9 protein-coding genes are annotated in these 21,046 nt (G+C 54.8%); 4 read left to right on the top strand and 5 right to left on the bottom strand.

What is annotated here, in order from left to right; translation table 11 throughout:
• Positions 1 to 515: 515 nt before the first annotated feature.
• Entirely contained in the window at positions 516 to 1,430 is a 915-nt protein-coding gene (locus tag PQG83_RS08870) for a CpaE/TadZ family protein (RefSeq protein WP_312748614.1), read from the top strand.
• A 152-nt stretch (positions 1,431 to 1,582) separates the two neighbouring features.
• Here the strand turns inward: PQG83_RS08870 and PQG83_RS08875 are convergent, their stop codons facing one another.
• A complete protein-coding gene (locus tag PQG83_RS08875; protein ID WP_312748616.1) occupies positions 1,583 to 6,286 on the bottom strand; it encodes a DUF4347 domain-containing protein in 4,704 nt (1,567 codons plus the stop codon).
• A gap of 547 nt (positions 6,287 to 6,833) precedes the next feature.
• Here PQG83_RS08875 and PQG83_RS08880 point away from each other — a divergent pair.
• Together PQG83_RS08880 and PQG83_RS08885 are read left to right on the top strand one after the other, a co-directional pair.
• Positions 6,834 to 7,073, top strand: a complete 240-nt coding sequence (locus PQG83_RS08880) for an AbrB/MazE/SpoVT family DNA-binding domain-containing protein (RefSeq protein WP_312748617.1) — start codon at positions 6,834 to 6,836, stop codon at positions 7,071 to 7,073.
• On the top strand, positions 7,070 to 7,468 hold the full coding sequence (locus PQG83_RS08885; RefSeq protein WP_312748619.1) for a type II toxin-antitoxin system VapC family toxin: 399 nt from the start codon (positions 7,070 to 7,072) through the stop codon (positions 7,466 to 7,468). The genes PQG83_RS08880 and PQG83_RS08885 overlap by 4 nt, the downstream gene beginning before the upstream one ends.
• Positions 7,469 to 7,526: 58 nt before the next feature.
• On the opposite strand, the gene PQG83_RS08890 is transcribed toward PQG83_RS08885, so the two are convergent.
• From PQG83_RS08890 to PQG83_RS08905, 4 genes are read right to left on the bottom strand one after another with little or no spacing between them, the layout of a single operon-like run.
• Positions 7,527 to 9,656 carry a site-2 protease family protein gene (locus PQG83_RS08890; RefSeq protein ID WP_312748620.1) on the bottom strand — a complete coding sequence of 710 codons (2,130 nt, stop codon included), beginning with the start codon at positions 9,654 to 9,656 and terminating at the stop codon, positions 7,527 to 7,529.
• Entirely contained in the window at positions 9,657 to 11,099 is a 1,443-nt protein-coding gene (locus PQG83_RS08895; RefSeq protein ID WP_312748621.1) for an efflux RND transporter periplasmic adaptor subunit, read from the bottom strand. It lies immediately after the preceding gene.
• A gap of 51 nt (positions 11,100 to 11,150) precedes the next feature.
• Positions 11,151 to 12,008, bottom strand: a complete 858-nt coding sequence (locus PQG83_RS08900; protein WP_312748623.1) for an efflux RND transporter periplasmic adaptor subunit — start codon at positions 12,006 to 12,008, stop codon at positions 11,151 to 11,153.
• A complete protein-coding gene (locus tag PQG83_RS08905) occupies positions 12,005 to 13,786 on the bottom strand; it encodes a TolC family protein (protein WP_312748625.1) in 1,782 nt (593 codons plus the stop codon). The genes PQG83_RS08900 and PQG83_RS08905 overlap by 4 nt, the downstream gene beginning before the upstream one ends.
• Positions 13,787 to 14,584: 798 nt before the next feature.
• On the opposite strand from PQG83_RS08905, the gene PQG83_RS08910 reads away from it, so the two are divergent.
• Positions 14,585 to 20,608: a DUF4347 domain-containing protein gene (locus tag PQG83_RS08910; protein WP_312748627.1), complete on the top strand. Its 6,024-nt coding sequence runs from the start codon at positions 14,585 to 14,587 to the stop codon at positions 20,606 to 20,608.
• Positions 20,609 to 21,046 lie beyond the last annotated feature (438 nt).

Genomic DNA, 21,046 nt, shown 5'->3' on the forward strand with positions numbered 1-21,046 from the left:
TGACGATCTTTAATCATGAAAGAATACTGGAGACGAATAAATTCCGGTCACACATTGTTGAAAAAGCCTTGATACTCCATAGGTCATCGATTAACAGATTCATCCCCTCAAAAAAGGAGACGTTTCTATATCTTTTGTCGGACCTTGGGGAATGACTCTTGATGCGGATTAAGAAGGGTTTTAGGGGGTTATTTTCCGGCTACTGCATGTTGGTGGATGTTCTGTCACGTATCGAAAACATCCTGCAAGTTGGGTTGCGGGAAATGGTGTTGAATACCACGCCATTCAGGTATCGATCAGTCTTTTCAGTCTCTCTGTGAGGCATGGGGAACCGGCTTGCCATTGCATACTTTTCTCCTTAAGAGCATTCACGCTTTTTCCGATACAAAGGCACACCCCTCACATCACCGGGGAAAGGTTCAGACATCTCACCACCACACCAAGCCACGACGGACCCGTTGACCGGGTGACAAACCAAAGACATTCCGAAACCTACCATAGAGAGGGACATGAGGATGGAGATTCAAAAAACCGTGCAAGCGTTTCAGCGATTGAAAGGACAGGAAACTATACTCCAAGCGGCCGGCGTCGATACGGCCGATACAAGCGAGCCACCATCACCCTGCCATGTGATCGGCTTTGCCGGTGCCAAGGGAGGAGTCGGAACGACCACGGTAGCACTCAATGTCGCCATGACCCTTGTTCATGGAGGCCATCGCGTCATCTATGTCGAGCTGAGCCCCCATTTGGGAACGGCCACGCGGCTCCTTCACATGCCACACCAATCGCCTTTGCGCAATGCAGCGACCACGTTAACAGACATGAATGAAGCGGTGGTGAGCCAACTGCTCATGCAACATTCGACAGGACTGCAAGTCCTCTGTGTACCCATTTGGGATCAAGAAGTGGGGGCTCAAGTCTCCACGGAATTCCTGACCGTATTATTCCGGGAACTCAAAGGACTCGCAGATTATCTGATACTTGATTTTCCGTTGGAACCCTCTTTTCCATCCATATGTTTTCTCGGTCAATGTCAGATCCTGGATCTCGTGATGGAGAGCGATGCCATTGGTATGAATTTAGCGAAAAACCAATTAGCGTTTATCCGAAGCCACTGCGAAACTCCCGTGTTTGTCACCCTCGTGAATCGCTCGGGTATTCCATTAGCTGACGGGGTCCAGAGTATCCAGGAAGAAATCGGCTATGAAATCCCGGTCGTCATCCCCACAGCCTCGGAGTTATGTTATACCGCCGGCATTAAAAAATTGCCGATCGTCTGCTTCAACCCCGAAAGCGTCCCTGCCATGCAGTTTGTCAAACTGAGCGAACACCTGCTCGGGTACTTTTCCGAAGACGGTCCGGAGCCAAAACGAGACCGACGAGGCCGGGACCGCCGGAAAGGCAACCGTCGAGACCGTGGTGTCTGGTAACCTCTTCTCCCTTTTTCACACGTTGTTCCGGAAAAGAGGGACGTCAGACAACCGCCCTCTCCAGCCTGTCGTCAGACCCATGGGGACTCCCACATCTCAAGAGAATACGTGGGGTAGGAAAACCAACCCCAGACTCATCCAACAGGTGGGCGTCAGTCGTTTCTTGAAGGTCGTAAGCGGGGAGAAATGGAAGGCGTAGAAGATGTACCAACCTCCGGATCCAACATCTGATCTAAGCCTTGATACTCTCCGGCCTCCTTTTGTGAGGCTTCTTTCATCCTTTTTGTCCAACTCTCCCGACCCTGTTTATCCATATCCAATATCGCAATGGGGTCAAAATTGCGCCAAGCCGGGAGGGAAGCCAACACGCTCGCCAACAGCGTGCCACTTCTCACCAGCCAGGCTAAAAGGACTCCCGATACGCCGAGCCCGGTGTATTCCATCATGGTGATGAAAAAGGACCGCTCATCAATGGCTTGCTGTGTGGTCTCTTGTAAATCTTGGGAAAACGCGTTTAACTGTTGAAGAAATTCACGACCCAGTTCGATGTGTGAAATCAGCACCGGGGCCGGAGCATACGAACGAATTTGTTCTGTGGTGGTCCCGGAAACCGCTGGGCGCAGGAAGGGGGCGACATCCAAAACCCTGCTCCAATCCCGAACCGGCTGAGGGCCGGGCCTACGTGAAAGATCCCGTCCCAGTGGGGGTTGACCATCGAAGAAACCCGGAAACTCGGAAGAAGGCGTCCGCGTGGTCGAATAATCGATATCAGAAGGCGGTTCCGAAATTGGGTGGGGCCCAGGGTCAGGGGTGGGGATGGGATATGGCTGAGGTAGAGGCTGTAGGGGAAGGGGAAGAACTCCTTCCAGCGTATCTGTGACGGTGATACTCATCATTTGTGTATCCGCTCCCCCATTGCCGTCACTCACCTGCACGGTGACCTCATAGATATTATTCGCGTCAGCATCGGCGGGCGTCTCAAAGTCGGGGGCGCCCGTGAACGTCAACACCCCGCTGGTCGGATTCAGGCTGAATAGCCCCGCATCCGCGCCGCCGATGATGCTATAGGTCAGGGTGTCCGCCGGAACATCCACATCGGTGGCCCTCACGGTGGTCACACTCGTTTGATTCTCCGCTACATTCACCGCTGCTGTGGGGCCGCCACCATTACTGGTGATGACTGGCGCATCATTGACCCCCGTCACCGTGACCGTCGCCGTATCCGTCGCCGTCGAGTAGGCCGTCGTGCCGCCGTTGGTCGAGACATCCACCTTCGTGCCTTCCGTCCCGCTCGTCTGATCCCACGCCCGGTAGGTCACCGTCGCACTGTCGGCATTCAAGCCATTCGGCACAAAGCGCACGCTGTCGGTGGCCCGCAACAACAACGCCGACCCATTACTGACCGCTCCCACGGGCGTCCACCCGCTACCCGTGTTGTACTCCCACGTGCCGGTGCCACTGTTCAGCCCCGTGATGGCAATACCTTCCACCGCCCCACTGTCCACATCTGCGATGGAGGCCCCCACAATATTCGAGATGAGGTCGCCGCTATTACCCGTGTCATCTTCCGCAATGGTGGTGAGACTTGGCGCAGCCGGGGCGAGGACCGGCGCGTCATTGACGCCGTTAATCGTGACGTAGACCGTCCCTGTATCTGTGCCTCCGTTGCCGTCGTCAATTGTATAGGCAAATTGGTCAAACGTTTGCTGCCCACTATCCAAATTGTCGAACTGTCCATTGGGATCGTAGTTGAAACTGCCATCGGCGTTGAGGGTGACCAACGCTCCGGACGCAAGGGAAATGGGATTTCCGATATTTGCGGCATTACCATTGACCTCACTTACCACAAATGGATCACTATCAACATCGATATCATTGGTAAGCACCCCAGCCATCGGGATATTAAGAGGTGAGTCACCGTTTGTGGCATAGCCAACCCATGTCGGCTCCTGAAAGGGCGTGCCTCCACCCAACGCTCCGTTGTTACTTGAGGGTGAAATATCTGTCGCAACGGTTCCTACACCTTCTGTCAACCGCCAGTTACCCACGAGCCCCGTTTCAGCACCGGTGAGCCACTGATTATAGTTGGTGGCAATTTCCACCCCGGTCCTCGCGACATTCCAAATTCGCACCTCACTAATCGATCCCTCGAAATACTGCCCTGTTGGATTATTCGAACGACCACCGATACGAAGATCGTCGAGTGTGGGGTGAGCATCGCCAATGGACCCGGAGCCGTTATAGGTATCGACAGGTGATCCATTGACATAGGTAATCACAGTGCCGCTGCTGTAGGTAATGGCGACATGCGTCCATTCATTGAGAGGCACCACATAACCTGTGTCATACCAACTCCATCCAGGGTCCGTGTTGGCAAGGGCCCAACGAATGCTTCCATCAGGAAATATTCCTACTTCATATTCCCCTTCCTTATTAATAATGAGCGCACTACTGCTGGTCGGGAAACTTGTTGGCCGGAACCACGCCTCCATCGTCATGGTATTGCTCATTTCCAAGCTGACGTCATTACCCAGCTGAACATAATCATCCACACCATCGAATGTGAGGCCGGAACGATCATCTGCAGCGATCGGCGCATGGTTAACCACGACATTTGCGGAGAATTCCGAGGTGTTGTTCGATGCATCGTTAGCCGTTGCCGTCAAACGGTCGCCGGCTGCGAGCAGGCTGGTCGAGAAGCTGAAACTGAACTGCCGCGCCGAGGCATCGACGCTGCCCGGCGTCGATCCGCTCACAAGGCCGGAGTCCAGATAGGTCTCACCTTCGCCGTAGCCGCTCACGTTCGGCGCCGATTTGAAGAACTCGACAGTCGCGCCTGCCCCTGCCTCCCCAGTGACCGTGACCGTCGTACCCGAGACCTGCACGCTGTAGATCACGGGAAAGTTCATCAGATTGTTGCCGCCGGTGTCGGCGTCGCCGGCATCATTGGGGGTCACGAAAGGCGCGGTGCCCAAGTCGCCCGGGTCGCCCGCCGGCAGGAGATCGATACCGATCCCCCCTCCGGGGCCCGTGCCATTGCCGTAGATCGAATTCTGCGTGATCAGATTGCCCGTTGACGAGCCGGACCGAATCATCACGCCCGCGCCAGCATTACCGCTGCTGATGTTCTTACTGATCGTCAGGTTCGATGAGCGGGCGCGAATGCCGGCTGATTCGTTGCTCGCACTGCCGTTATTGCTGACCGTGTTATTGTCGACCAGCGATCCGGTAGCGGTGATGAGGTCCAACGCCGGCCCGGCATTGGCGACAATCAAGTTGCCCTGGACCGTCTGCCCGATGCTGTTGCTATTGGTGGCAATCGCATCGGCGCGCATGTTGCTGCTGCCGAAGGCGTTGCCGCGTAATTCATTACCCGTGATCAGCCAGTTGTTCGAGCCGCTGAGCAGGTTGATACCCGATTCGGTTGCGAAGCCGATCAGGTTGTTGCGAATGATGCCGTTGTCTCCACCGGCCGAGTAAATATTGGAGCCTTCGGTCTTGGCTCCCGGCGCCGGCGCGCTAAAGGTGCTCGCGTCGGCGCCGATGATGTTGTCTTCGATCAGCGCGTTGGCCGCGGTGCTGCCGATGGTGATGTTGCCGTTGCTCGAGGTGCTACCAAAACCGTAGATCGCCACGCTACGGATCGTCACGTTGCTGGCGTTGAGGGCCAGGCCGGTGGTAAGGCCGGCGCCGTCAACAATCTCGATCTCCGGCCGCGCGACCTGCGACAGCGTCAGCGCATCGACACCGACGGTGCCTCCGGCTCCGAGCAGGCCGGTATTGGTGTTCCCAATATTGACCGCCTGCGTGCTCCCGTCGATCGTCAGCGCATCGGTGATTGCCGGAAGTAGCGACGTGACCGTGATCGTGAACACACCACGGCCCGCGTCATAACCGGCATCGCCCGTAGGGATGGCAAAGGCAATGCTGTCGGTTCCAGCATTGGCATTCGCATCAGTGATCGCTTGACGCAACGACCCTGCCCCCGCATCATTGGTATTGGTCACTGTGTAGGTCGCCAACACGCCTTCCCATGCCGCCTGGGTCACGGCATTCATGATGACAGATGTTTCAATAAGGCCGGTAGAGACTTCCAAATTCCAGTTGGCATATTCGCTGACGTGCCCGGTGCGATCCGTGCTCGCCGCAATATCCGCTCCCGTGAGATCGGCTAGCGCCTGGATAGCGGATAGACCGCCGGGTCCACGCCCAAAGTTACATCCGTAGATCAACAGGTCGGCATCGTCAGACAGACTCTGCCCTATTTGACCGAACAGTTCGGCATATGGCCCGTGTATCGAATCGTTGGTGAGAAAGGCCGTGCCCAAATGGAGTTCCGCTTCGGTGCCTTCCCCAATGAGATGAATGGCATCTACAGCACTGCGGCCCTCAAGCGCTTCCGCAATTTGGTCGATTCCGTCCCGTCTCGTATCCAGAAGAATAACTTCCGCGGCCGGATCGATCCCGTCCATGAGCGTCTGGTAATTTTCGACACGGGTATCGATAAAGACGATTTCTTTACGGTCGGAAGACGCAGAGAGGGAAAGGCGAGAGGACCAGAAAGCCTCCTCGTCGGAAGAATTCGTATGAGTCGAATCCGTGGATGTTTCGCTCTCAATGCCGGGAACCCCCGGTTGATCCTGCGCGGTGGTGTCTTGAACGACTTCCGCTCCCGTGGCAAGGGCGGCCCCATCAAACAGGATCCGTGGCTCTAAGGCAATAAAGGTTCCGGTCAATCTGGCGGTGGGGGATTCTTGGGGTGGGCTGAGCTTCCGTTTCTTGGGGACACCAGATTTCCCCACCCTGGTGTCTGTCCCGGCTTCAAGCGTCGCAGGCGTGCAGCGCAGATGTGTCATGTGACGATCTTCATTCATGATATGAATCTGAAGACGACTAGTTTCGAGTCACAGATTATTCGAAAAGCCTTGGTACCCCATAAGTCATCGATCAACGGAGTGGTCCCCTAGGATGGAGGTTTTCCCATATCCTTTGTCGGACCTTCGGGAAAGACTCTTGATGCGCATTGAGGACTGTTGTAGCGGGTTCACTGCCGGCTTCGGAATGTTGGTGGAGGTTTTGTAGGGAGTAGAAAAAATTGCGTGAGGCTTAAAAATAGGCAGGAGCCTGTCAACACAAATAAAACAGATAAAGGGTCTGTTGAAAAAAGCCGCCAGCGGCGTTCTCGCCATTTTCCCGTGCTCACGTACTACGCGTACGCTCCGCGCGTAAAAACGGCTGCGGCCTTGCTGGACGGACTTTTTTGAACCGACCCGGAGCCTTTGATGAGTAAGCTAATCCTGGACCAATTTGCCCTTGCACATCCTTATTATTCAACATTCCCATAAAGTTGCCAGACATCCTTACTCTATAGTAAGGATTAGCTAAAATTGAGAGGAGTAAGCCATGGCTGTTGCCACGTTGACCAGCAAAGGACAAATTACCCTTCCAAAGGAGATCCGAGAACAATTACAGCTACAACCCGGGGACCGGGTGGAATTTCTTGTGGAGCCTGATGGGCGGGTTACCGTGTGGCCGGTGACCTCAGATGTCACCATCTTAAAAGGTCTGATTCCTAAGCCCAAACAACCAGTCACTCTCGAAGCCATGCGGGCTGCCATTAAGCAACGAGATGGCCGACCATGACCGGCCTCGATACGAAGGTGCTCGTGCGCTATCTCGTCCAGGACGCGCCCGCCAAATCCAAGGCTGCTACGCAACTTATTGAAAAGCAATGCTCGCAGGAAAACCCCGGCTTTTTAAACCACTTGGTGTTGTGTGAAACGCTTTGGATTCTTGAGGGCTGTTACCGCCAAACAAAAGAGACTCTCGTAAAGACCATCGAACACGTGTTGCGTGTCGCCCAATTACGAGTGGAAGATCCTCAGTTAGTCTGGCAAGCTTTGGACGATTACCGAAAGAGCCGTGCTGATTTTGCCGACCATTTATTGAGCCGAATGAATGGTGGTCATGATTGCACCACGACTGTGACGTTTGATCGTGATGCCGGGAAATCTCCAGGATTTTCCTTGTTGCAGTAGCCAAAGAAATGGCCGCTCGAGCAGCGCATCTCCCCAACCCCACTGTTCCTTCTAACAATCAGGCTCCGCTTTCACGAATGAGAATGGAGGCCGCACGTGCCCAGAGATGTCCCATCACACTTTGCCCATTGCCCTTCACATGGACCACCCCTCGCACCACCTGATGCCAGGATGGCTCCTTGTCCGTCACATCCAGTTCCACCCGATACACGGAATGCTCGGGAATCAATCTGCCCCGCGCATCCTGGCGCACGGGCACACCTCCGGAATAGGTGGAGGCTAAATACGGTAATGCCATTTCCGATTCATCCACATGACGAAGGTCCCGAAGCTGCCCCTGTCGGGCAGGTCGCGTAGGGTCGTCCGGATAAAACCATCCTTCATTCCCCACCGAGAGCCGGGCTTTTTCTTTTTCCGTGGCGAGGGCCAGCATCACGGATGGATGTTCCCCAATCACATGGGCCACCGCCATGTCGGTATTCACCCACAGCCCTGGATGGAGTGACGACGCCAGATCCGTGACCACCCCGGAGAACGGAGCACGCAAAATCAATTGCTCCCGGAGCGTAACCAAGCCGGCCAACGCCTTTCGTTCGCCCACCAGCGTCTCCCAAATCACCAGATGATCATCCCGATCATCCTGATAGGCGACTTCTCGTTCCGCGCGCAATTCCAACGCCGCAATGCGATGTCCGATAATGTCAATCTGATGTTCCACCTGTGGCGACTGTAAGATCAAAAGCGTTTGACCGGGTTCGACCCGATCTCCCTCCTCAACCAACACCTCCACCACCATTGCCGGAGCCGGTGGAAACAGAGTCGTGCGTTCCGGAGCCTCAAGAATCGCCGGAACCTCCACTGTCGTATCCAAGGGCATCACACTCACCAGCACACATCCCATGAGCGCGACTCCGACTCCCCGCCCCCGCCAGGATTTGATCACAGCCGCCCGACGGGTCCACCAGACCTGCAGTTCTTCATAGACCGGCCATGCCAGAAACCAGCCTATTTCCACGAGAAAGAGGATGACGCCCAAGACTTTGAAAAAAAGGTAATACACCAGGACCGCAATGCCGAGGAACACGACGGCCCGATAGACCCACACCGCCCACGCATAGGCGATCAGCACCGATTGCCGTTGCGGGGGCATGTGTTCCGGAGGAGCATCTCCCCAGGCAAACAACCATTCCCGTAATTTCCAACGACCAAACCCGAAGGCCCGTGATTGCAAATTGGGAACACCCAGCCAATCGGAGAGGACATAGTAGCCGTCAAAACGGAGCAGCGGATTTAAATTGATCAGCAGCCCCGTCACCCAACTGGTGGTCGCCAAGACAAAGAGCATGCTTTTGACAATGCCCTCAGGACAGAAGTTCCACAAAAAGGTCGCGAGCATCGCCACACTGAGTTCAACCACCATTCCCGCAGCGGCAATGGCCGCGCGTTGCTTCCGGACCGTGAGCCGCCAGGAATCGGTCGTGTCGGTATAGAGGACAGGCACCATAATGAGGAATCCGAGGCCCATCGTGGGAACCCGGCACCCGTATCGAACGGCGGTGTAGGCATGCCCCAGTTCATGCAATATCTTAATGGCCACCAACCCGACGATATAACCGGTCATCCCTTGAAACGTAAAAAAGTATAAAAAGACATTGGCAAACGATTCCCACTGCCGCACGACTCCCATACACCCGATCACACCCAGGATGATTACGCACCATAAGGCCCAGCGACTAAACAGCGGAGTGACGAACGGAAGCGTTGTTCGTAAGAACCGGTCGGGATTACATACGGGAATTCTGAAAAATAAATAGTTGTGGAGCACTCTCAGCAGCCAATGTTGTTTCGCCTGTTCGGCCTGTCCTAAAAACCCCTGACTTCCACCGGCTAAGGAATCCCGGGTTAAATTGTTCCGATAGAGAAACTGGATCAACTCCATCACATTCCCGGTTGAGACCCTGGCCGAGGTGGTTCGGGTCACCAGATCCACCAGTCCCTCGGCCGTTCCCGCCTGCCAATGTGAAAGCAGTTGGAACGCGGACCATTCAATTTGGAAAAATTGATTTCGAACCGTGTCCACGATCGTCCAGGTGGGGACGCCATCGGGCGTGGGGGTACCCGGCAGGATCTGAAGATCTTCGCGCAAAGGTGGAAGGGGAACGTCTTCTTGAGGCTTTGGCTGACCCATTTAGAAACCTAACGTTTGTCGAAGAACTCCGAGAGGGCGCCGGAAGAGATGGAAAAAGAGGGTGACCGGTTCCCCATAGATTTTGGCGGTGCCTTGCCAGCCGATTCGAATATCGTCAGGCGGGTCGATGAACGCGGCTTCCACCCGATAGGCCAGGACATTCGTCGGGAGAATACTCGCATGGTAACTGGCATGGATTAATTGGGCAGGAATGGCTCGTAAGGGATTGGCATTCAAAAACACCTCGACGTCGGCGCCCTCCCGTAACACGATCGCGTCTTCCACCGGCAGATCAATTTTCAATTCAAACTCCCGGGGATCGGCCACTTCCATAATGCGTTCGCCCACCACCACCGGCTTGCCGACCCATTCCGATTTATCCGTGAAAATCACGATGCCCGCCCGGGGAGCTTTAACCTCCACTTGCTGTAACATGTCCCAGGCGTAATCCCGCTCGGCTTCTTTCAGCCGGACTTCCGAAGCTTGCACGGGCATGCCCGCACCGGTGTCATGGTCGACAAAGGCCCCCTGCGACACTTTGCGATACTCCATCCAGGTGACGGACAGATTCTTTTCCGCCACTTCAAATTGATTCCGGAATGTGGTGTCCTCATAGCGAAAGAGGGTTTGCCCCGTCTGAACCAGGGTATTCGGGTGGACAAGGATTTCTCCCAGCACCCCATCCAATGGAGCCGTCACCACCGACGGATCCCGCGGCACCACTTCCACCGGAGCCAGCGTGGACAATCGCACGGGGAGCCACATGGCGGCCATCACGACCACCAGCACTCCCCATAGCCAGTTTTTAAGAACCTTCCAGTTGTTCACTCTCCGTTTCGTGCCCCCGAGCGCCTGCCAGGCATGAGCCACCGTTTCGGCAAACCGCCGGATCAATTGCACTTCCCCATCTTGCCAGGGTATCTCCCTGCTCAACCACAGGCCACCAATCACCTGCTGATCCTGGCGGATCAATGGACACCAGAGGACGTGCGGAAATGCAAAGGACTTCCAATCAGGTTGGAGGTCTGTCGAACAATGAGTGGAGGAGAGAGGACCGGGATCTTTGAGGCTGCCTTGTTCCCATAATTCTGAAATGACGCGTTCAATCCAAGTGACCATCGGCGCATTGCGGTCAACCACGGCCACACTGGACACTGCTTCCACTCTGCCTCGCATCCGCCCCTTCGGGGTGATGGAAAAAATACAGGCTTGTCGAAAGTCCACGAGACGCCGGGTCTCATTGGCTAGAAGAAAACAGAGTTCTTTCACCGTTTGGGCCTTGCGAACCTGACTTTCCAGGTGAAGAAGTGCCAGGAAAATACTTGAATCTTTTTCTGGTTTGACCTTGGACGCGATGGAAGGGCCGCCGGCCAGACCGGAAGAGGGCTTAAAGTCCTTCCCGGTCCCTCGCGAAGGGGACTCTGTCTGGGTTGCTGTATGCACCACCCTCGTTTCCCTCCTTTGGATCAACAGAGAGGTCGATCCGGGAAGGAGTTAATGTTTGGCAGTCTGTTTACTCGTGGACGTCGGTGAGGCTGCAGGCTTCGTGCTTGGCGAAAATGTTGATTGAGCGGGAAACGTGCCTTCCGGAAATTTCGCGCTTCCACTCATACCGGCTAAGACACCTGTGGGATGTTTGTGAAATCGGCCAAAAACCCGAATGGTTTGACTCACAGGATCAACACGAGGACCAATTTCCACCACTTCCGCAGAATAGTCCTTTTGAGTCTCATCGATACTAAATGAAAACGGACTGTTCTTGGCGATCCACTGCAGCGAAGACGACGGGAGAATCAATTCAATATCCAGATCCTGATTACTGACAATACTCACCAGATCATCGTACGGATTCACGCTTTCATAAGGGTTGACCAACGTCTTGACCACATGTCCCGCAAAAGGGGCTGGAATCCGGCAACCTTGAACAATCACCTGGGCTCTGGTGAGAACCGCCTGAGCTTTTTTTAATTCGGCCAGCGAAATGTCCACTTCCAACCGGCCAATCCCGTGAAGAGCGGCCAGCTCCTCGTTATTGATGACGGTCTTTTGCCTTGCATCCAAATCCGCTTGGGCGGCCGATAATTCCGCCCGGTATTTGGCACATTCAAATTCAACGAGAATGTCTCCCTTTTTAAAAGCGTCCCCGTCTCGAAACGGCATCCGCTTCACTAATGCCTGGATTTCACTGGCAAGCACCGCTTCAACCACAGGTTTCACGATGCCCCGAATCGTCTGAAGATCCGATGAGGGCACACTGCTGCGTCCTCCGCCTTTTGCCAGACTGAGGCCTGAAGTCAGCATGATCAGACTCAGGACTAAACACAGAATCGTGATTGGGTGTCGATGTATCATGGATTAACTCTCTCTTGGGGTTGAGTGGTTGTCTCTTGGGGTTGAGTGGTTGTCTCTTGAGGTTGAGTGGTTGTCTCTTGTGATTGCGCGACAGTCTCTTGAGATTGAACCTCAGGTCCTTGAGAAAGCCCGCCAGCCTCTTGGTATTGGGCCTCAGGTTCTTGAGATAGCGCGTCAGCCTCTTGGGATTGCCCGACCGTATCTTGGTGTTGAGGCCCGGCTCCTTGGGATTGGGTGGTTGGCGCTTGAGTTTGGGCGTCAGTTGGATGAATCTGCGCGAAGACCTCGGGGCGTTCAAGCCATTCCCAACGTTCCTGTAAGGCCACGGCCAATTCTTCGACACCATCTCCCGTGATGTCCGTGGGGAAGGGGTCTTCTCCGATCGCGGCTAACACATTGGCATAGGCCATTTCCAATTTGGCCAGTGCCGATTCATACCGTAATTCGGCTACCAGGCCTTGCATTTTTTCCCGGATGACCAGATGCTCACTGAGCCGGTTCAGGGACCAGGCACGTTGGACCTGTTCGGCAATGGCCATTTGGGTCTCGAGGTAGCGCTTCCCGGTGGTCACATCCTTCATGGCTGCATGATATTGCGCCACCGACACATGGACTTGACTCATCAAAGCCATCGTCAACGCCAGGCTTTGCATCTCCAACACCTTCTCCTGGGCGTCAATGACCTGCAAGCGGACAGGATGCCGGAACACATTCAACAGATTCCAGCTGACTTTGGCTCCGTAATTCAGCCAATTATTATGAAACAGAAAATTGTTGCTATCGTAATTGCCTCCCATATACACATTAAGGTTGGGGAGCAATTCCAGGATGGCGGCTTTGGTTTCTTTGGCGTTAATGCGTTTTTGGTAGTCGACCTTTCGCAGTTCCGGACGATTCATGAGAGCCCGGTATTCCAAATCTTCCAGCTTCTCAGAGACCTTCGACACGAGGGGTGGATGGTCCGGCACCGCCAGTTCATAGGGCTCACCGGGATCCAGGTTCATGAGTTCGGCGAGGTGAATTCTGGATAGCGATAATTCCTGATACAGCTGTTGAATTTCCCGTTGCGCGCTCAGGAGTTCTCGCTCATATTGTAGTGAAGTGAGTGGATCCGCCAGGGCCCGCTCCCGGATCAGATGAACTTCACCCAGCGCTTGCGTCACCCAATCCTGAAGAAACGCCAGGCGACCCAATGCCCGTTCCGCCCCCACGGCCTTCCAAAAGGCTGAACGGACATCCTGAATAACCCGATTGGCAATGCGACGTTTATCTTCTTCGGCAATAAGCACGTCGTTGGCCGCTTGTTCCGCCCGGACATACGACAGTCCGAAATCCAGCACATCCCAGCTGAGGGCTAAATTGGCCGTGAAGATATTCTTGTCGGAAGACGTGGAGGACACGAGGGATTGTTGGCCTGTTTCTAACGACCGGCTGCTCGCTCCCGCAAAGTTGCTGCGTCCATTATAGGCCGCATCAGCCACCACTTTTGGCAGCATATCGTAATGCGCCAGATCCAGTTGCCGATGCGTGACCATTTCCTTTAAACCCTGGACACGCGTTTCCAAATTATATTTCAATGCCCGCGCCATCGCTTCAAAGAGCGTAATGGGACGAGCCACGGGTTCCTGATATTGCGTGAGTTGAGCCAGGTCCTCTTGGACCCGCTGTTGAATTTCTTCCTGAGTGAGTGGAGTGGGCATCACAGCACAGCCGGAGTCCAGCAGGACCAATCCCATCACCACCACACCGACCAGAAATTTTTGAATGTGTAATGTCATAGTTAAAAAATGCACGATCAGTCGCTACAATTTATTGGTGCACAGATCTCATGGCCCCAAGCACTTGTTTGCGAAACGTCACCACCCGCATGACTCCACAGATCCGCATGTCACATCTTCCGCAACTCAAGTCCGTCTTCCCTTATCGGTCTTTTGACCATTTTTTACACATTAGAAACCGGAACTACCCCTTTGGGGCATTCCAGTTCTGTTTCTCGGTTTTTCTTTTGTCAAGATTAAATAGCGGGTGATTTTTATTCATTCGACTCCTGGGCAGGCGTACAATAATGCGCAATAACTTCTCCCAACCTCTTGTATCCGCATACGTTGAAAGACAAGACAGCCCAAAATTATTTTTCACATCCACCTCATTTTTTCCCTCAAGTCTTTATTTCACTATCCTTATGAAGCAGATCCCGCCCGGGTTGTTGTCAACCAAGGACGAAAACTCATTGGATCAACCGGACTCCTCACTGCTGAGAATCCCTTGCATCCCCGACCAGAAGAAATGTCTATAGGCAAATTTTTCCGTATTTCGTACAGAAAGCCAAACCATTGACCGAATAAGGAGATGGCGCAATCTCGTGCCATGGGCATGCGTCAAAAGAGGCAACAAAACAAGATGTCAGATGTGCCATGGAGGATCGATAGAAATCATGTCTGCTGGTGAAATACGACAAGAAGAATGGCGACATCAGGATTGGTGCATGATATCAGGGGAACCAGCAGAAGCAGAACGAATGTCTGCAACACGCAACGTCTGCGCCAGCACCCATCGGCAGTAGGAATTGCATTGCAATGAAGGCACTGTTAGCGCTTGAACCCAGGATACTCTTTGATGGAGCCGCTTTCGTTACCGGGGCGGAAGTGGCTCAGGATCAGACCACCCAAGATCAACCTGACCCGGATATCAATGCAGATACAAAAAATAGTTCCGGTGAAAACATAGCCACTGATCATGACGCCTTCTGGGCGTCCGGTCTCTCACTGGCCACACCAGCGGATCGTCGGGAAATGGTCTTCATCGATACGCGTGTCGAAAATTACACAGCCCTCATGGACGGCATCGATCCGGCCACGGAAGTCATTCTCCTGGATGCGAGACGGGACGGGATTGAACAAATTGCAGAGGCGCTCAAGGACCGAAGTGATATCGATGCCATTCACCTTATTGGGGAAGGCACCGAGTCGGAGATGCATTTGGGAACAGCCTTCCTCACGCAAGAGGCCATCAGTGGCCGCTACGCCAACCTATTCACCCAGATTGGACAGAGTCTGTCTGCCGACGCCGATCTGTTGATCTATGGTTGCAACTTTGGCCGTGGTCAGGCCGGCCTATCCGCGATGCAAACCATAGCCCAACTCACGGGGGCGGATATTGCCGCAAGCACGGATCGAACGGGCCACATCAACGAATACGCCAACTGGCAACTGGAAGTCTCCACCGGGTTTATTGAAACATCAATCGTCATCGGCCAGGCCACCCAGGACTCCTGGGAAGGCGTGTTGGCCACTTTCACGGTAACAACGACGGCTGATGGCGGCGCCGGATCGCTGCGCCAGGCTATTCTCGATGCCAATGCCAACTCCGGCACCGACTCAATAATCTTTGTGGGAAGCGGGACCTATCTGCTCACCATTACCGGAACAGGCGAGAATTCCGCGGTCACGGGAGACCTGGACATCACGGAGAGTCTGACTATTACCGGCAACGGCGTCGGGAACACCATCATCGACGGCGGAGGGATCGACAGAGTTTTCGATGTCCGTTCCAGTTCCGTCGCCACCATATCGAACGTCACCGTTCAGGGCGGAAATTCTTCCTCAGGTGGAGGAATAAGTGTTGACAGCGGGACCAATGTGACGCTGTCAAACGTGATCGTGAGTGGGAATACCACGAGTGTTGGCGGAGGAGGAATATCTAACAAGGGAACTCTAACCCTTACGGACACCGCCATCAGCGGCAACTCTGCAGTCTGGGGCGGAGGTATTTACAATGAAAGTGGAGTCGTCACGCTTAACCGGGTGACCATCGGTCCCGGCAATACCGCCACCAACGATGGAGGTGGCATTTATAATTTTGGCGTCGGTGCCGGTTTATCCCTGACCAATGTGACGATCACCGGAAATTCAGCTGGAATAAATGGCGGGGGGATTTGGACAAACAGGACTGTCGATATCACCAACTCCACCATTGCTTCCAACACGAGTGGGGGTGGCATTTATGGATCGGGGGCTCAAGGTAACGTGACCCTCAAGAATACGATTCTGGACAATAATATCGGGGGAAACGCGAATAAAGCGATGACATCGCTTGGAAACAATATCGATAGCGACGGCACTGCAGGGTTAGGAGATCCGTTGGACGGCCAGGATCCCATGCTGGCAGGCTTGGCCGATAACGGGGGGCCTACGCAAACTCATGCTCTTCTGGTCGGCAGCCCGGGCATTGATGCCGGAACGGCCGTAGGTACACCCCTTACCGACCAGCGTGGAGTAAGCCGCGTCGGAAACGTCGACATCGGTGCATTTGAATTCACGTCGACCAACCAGGCACCGGTCAATGTGGTGCCCGTAGCTCAGACGACCAATCAAGACACCACGTTGGTGTTTTCCAGCGGTACCAGCAATCAGATCTCAATTTCGGACCCCGATGCCGGCACCAGTGAAGTAGAGGTGACATTGTCCGCCACCAATGGCACCGTGACCTTGGCTGGCACTGCGGGACTTACGTTCAGTATCGGTGATGGCACGGGGGATACAACCATGACCTTTGCCGGTACCGTCGCCGCCATCAATACCGCCTTGAATGGCCTGATGTTTGATCCCCCCACAAGCTACACCGGCCCTGCTAGTGTGGACATTACCACGCGGGATCAGGGCAATAGTGGCGCCGCTCCGCTCGATGGGGACGCCAACATCACGACGAAATACACCTTCGATGTCGATGGCACAGACGCGATCGGCATTAATGACGCCACGCTGAACAACGGTGCCGCCATTGTCACAGATGGCGAGCGCGGCAACGTCCTCAGCACCGATGGAATCAATGACTATGCGAGAGTTCCAGCCGCTGCCACGAACGGATTAGCGCAATTCACTTTCAGTTTCTGGGTGAAAACGACGGAGAGCCGAACGAACGCCACCTACTATAACCGTCCTACTCTTTTCGGGATGGAGCTCGCCGGGTTCGGCAACAACGACCTGGCGCTCAACACAAACAATGGCTTTATTGGTTTTTGGACGGGGCTGGCGGGGGCGGGGGACGGCAATTATCTCTCGACCACCACCCAAATCAACGACAACCAATGGCATCAGATCACGGTTTCCAACAATGGTGCCAGCGCTAGCCTATACGTAGACGGGGTGTTGGAGACCTCTCTGGCGACCGGAAATGGCCTGGCCAACTCCGCCTTCTTCATCGGGGCATTAAATAACAGTGGGGCTCCAGGACGCTACCACAGCGGATTTTTCGACGACGTTCGTATTTTCAATCGCTCGCTGACGTCTCAGGAAGCCAACGATCTTTATAGCCTGAGCGACACCGATAATGTGGCGATTACTGTTTCTGTTGCCCCCACGCTTGATCTGGATGCCAATGATAGTTCCGGGGCGACGGGCAATGACTACCAGTTCACCTTTACCGAAGGCGACGGCCCTACCGCTATCGCCGACACCGATACGGACGTGGTCGATCCCGACAGTACCACCTTCGCCTCGGTAAAACTGGCTGTCACCGGACTCCTGGACGGAAACGCCGAGACGCTTGTTCTCGATGGCGACACCTTTGCCCTGGCCACAGCAAATGCGGGACAAGACACCACCGGCGGCAACTATCGTGTCGTCATCGCGACTGGCGCCGGGACGGCCTCGGTCACCATCACCAAACAGGGCGGCGGCACATTTACTGAAGCCGAGACCGAAACCTTGATCGAGGCGGTGCAGTACCAGCACACGGATACCAGCACTCCCACCGACGGCAACCGGCTGATCGACATCATCGTCAATGACGGCTCCGCCGACAGCGCCCCAGCCCGCACGACCATTAACGTGAACCCCGTCAACGATCAACCAACTTTTGCCGGCCTGGACAACGCCCCCACATTTACCGAAGGCGGCACACCAGCGGTGCTTGATGGCAATGTCACGATTGCGGACCCGGAGTTGGATGCAGCCGACAATTACAACGGCGCTACCCTCACGTTGGTGCGCAACGGGGGAGCTAACGCGGAGGATATTTTCGGAGGTAGCGGCACCCTCAATTCTCTGACCCAAAGCGGATCCCTTGTGGTCGGAGGGACCACAATCGGCACAGTCACGACCAACGGTGGCGGCACACTTGTGCTCACCTTCAACGGGAATGCCACCACAGCCCGGGTCAACAGTGCACTCCAGCAACTCACCTATGCCAACAACAGCTTCACACCACCCGCCAGCGTCCAGATCAACTTCACAATTAACGATGGAAACAGCGGGGGTCAAGGTGGTGGCGGGGCCTTGAACGGTTCAGGCTTGGTCACGGTCACCATTCTCGCAACCAACACCGCGCCGGCCTTCAGTGGGCTGGACAACACCCCCACTTTTACGGAAGGCGGCCTCCCGGTGGTTCTTGATAATAACGCCATCATCGCCGATCCGGAACTGGATGCGGCCAATAACTACAACGGGGCCACCCTCACCCTGGTGCGCTACGGCGGCGCGAATGCGGAGGATCTCTTTAATGGCAGTGGCACCCTGCTACCGCTAATTGAAAATGGCAACGTTTGGATCGGTATTACCAATATCGGTACCGTCACCACCAACAGCGGGGGGACGCTCGTGCTCACCTTTAACGGCAACGCCACCACCGCTCTGGTGAACAGTGCGCTCCAGCAGCTCACCTATGCCAACAACAGCCCCACGCCCCCGGCCAACGTGCAAATCGATTTCACCATTGACGACGGCAACGCCGGCGCCCAGGGTAGCGGCGGCGCCCTTACGGGTACGGGTTCGATCACGGTCGGCATCAACGCAATCAACACTCCACCCGTCGCTGTGCTGGACGTCTTTGTGGTCAACGAAGGTTCGACCAACACCTTAAACCTTGCCGGCAATGACATCGATCTTGATGACGGCCTGGACCTGACCAGTATTACCATTATCTCCGGGCCTACCAACGGCACCATCTCCGCCATCAATCCCGATGGGACCATGGACTACCTCCACAATGGCTCCGAAACCCTCAGCGACAGTTTCACCTACACCATCAATGATCTGGCCGGGGCCACGTCCAATACCGTGACGGTGAGCTTGAATGTGACGCCGGTCAACGATTCGCCGACGCTACGAAACGTGCCGTTGGCGCTAAATCCGAGCACCGAAGATACCGGCTTCCCGGTTGGAGCCGTTGGCACGTTGGTTTCAAGCCTGGTGGATTTGGACACGATACCTGGCGGACACGACAACGTCACCGATCCGGATCCCGGCGCACTCACCGGAATGGCCGTGACTCAGGTCGACGAAACGAACGGCTCGTGGCTCTACAGTACGGATAACGGGGTGAACTGGTTGGGGCTAACCGGGGTCAACCCCAACGCAGCGCGTTTGTTGGCTGCTGATGGTGCAACCCGCCTCTATTTTCAGCCGAATCCAGACTTCTTTGGGACGGTCTTATCTGGGATTACCTTCCGAGCATGGGATCAGGTTAATGGGAGCAACGGGGCGATTGGCGATACGACACCGCCAGGGGGCACATCAGGATTCAGTACAGCGCAGGGCACCGCCGATATCACCATCAATCCGGTTGGCGATCCCCCCATCATCACCTCCAATGGAGGTGGCGCCAGCGCCACTGTGACCGTTCTTGAGGGGAGCACCGTGGTGACCGATGTGAATGCCGGCGATGCCGATGGGGATATTCTGACCTACAGCATTATTGGTGGTGTCGATGCTGCGCGCTTTAGCATCGATCCTTCCACCGGAGTGCTCACCTTCCTCACGGCGCCCGACTTCCGAACCCCGGGTGATGTGGGATCTGACAATGTCTATGACGTAATTGTCCAGGCCTCCGACGGTACCGCCGTCGATACACAAGCCCTTGCCGTCACCGTCACCCCGGCTAACGTCGCGCCTCCCATATTCAATCCCTCGCCGCCGGACTCCCCGCCTTCTTCAGATCCGCCACCGAGAGAGACCGGGGGAGAGCCAGCGGGGGACCAGGCTCCGGTCAATGGGGGCAGTCTTGATCCCGGCTCGCCCGGACAAATCGCTCACGGCGGACAGGGCTTCACAACCACTGGTGCCAGAGAGGCAGACACGGGGAATTCTCCGGGACAATACGATGTGTCCGTTAAGCAAGAGGGTGAAGAACGGATCGGACCCGTGGAGATGATGAGTGACATAATGGGGTTTCTACAGAAACCATTTGACGTCACAGCTCTTAAGAGTGAAATCCAGTCCTTACTGCACCGATCAGGATTCCTTCAGGGCCTCGATCGGGTCCGGGACGATGTTCAGGAGGTCACGGCATCCGAAAAGACCTCTTTGGCCTCCAGCATTGCCGTGTCCACAGGGCTATCGATCGGTTATGTCGTCTGGCTCCTTCGCAGTGGGGTGCTGTTGACGGCCCTGCTCTCTTCCGTGCCTGCCTGGCAGTTTGTGAATCCGCTGGTGGTGCTGGATTCGGCTGCGAAGAAGAACCGTCAAAAGGGGCAGAAAGATGTGAAAGACGATTCGGTTGAGTCCCTGTTTGAGGAATCCGCGGCAGCTACCGGAACATCTGAGGCAAAGACCGGAGACCACACCAGGCATCATCGAGCCCGGTGGTTCCGAAACAGACCATGAACATCTTGTCAAAAAACCAGCTTCACATTTGAAAATTTGGTAGTCCTCCCGGTTCAATCCTGAATTCTGAGTTTCATGAGGTTCTATCCGGATGTTGCATAACGCGTAATAATGTCCATGACCATCCATCTATGCCCTCTAATCTGAGCTGAAAACCCCCACGATATTTCAAGGTCAATTCCCTCCCTTTTTTCACGTTGAGTCAAAAAGGCTTCTCCAAGCCGTTGGTGAAAAATCACAAGCCCGATTCAGCTCTCTCAATCTAATTTGTCGTTTTCTCCGGAGTCTTCCAATTCTTGAATGAGGGAAAAAAGGGTATGGGAAAATTTTTCCTCATGAAGTCCAGTAATCATATAAATGGCCGAAAAGAAAGGGAAAGCCTTCTTCTATTTTTTGAAAGAATAAATAGGGAGAGAGTATGAACCGGGCAAAATTTGC

The sequence above is a fragment of the Candidatus Nitrospira neomarina genome, assembly GCF_032051675.1.
Lineage (GTDB): Bacteria > Nitrospirota > Nitrospiria > Nitrospirales > UBA8639 > Nitrospira_E > Nitrospira_E neomarina.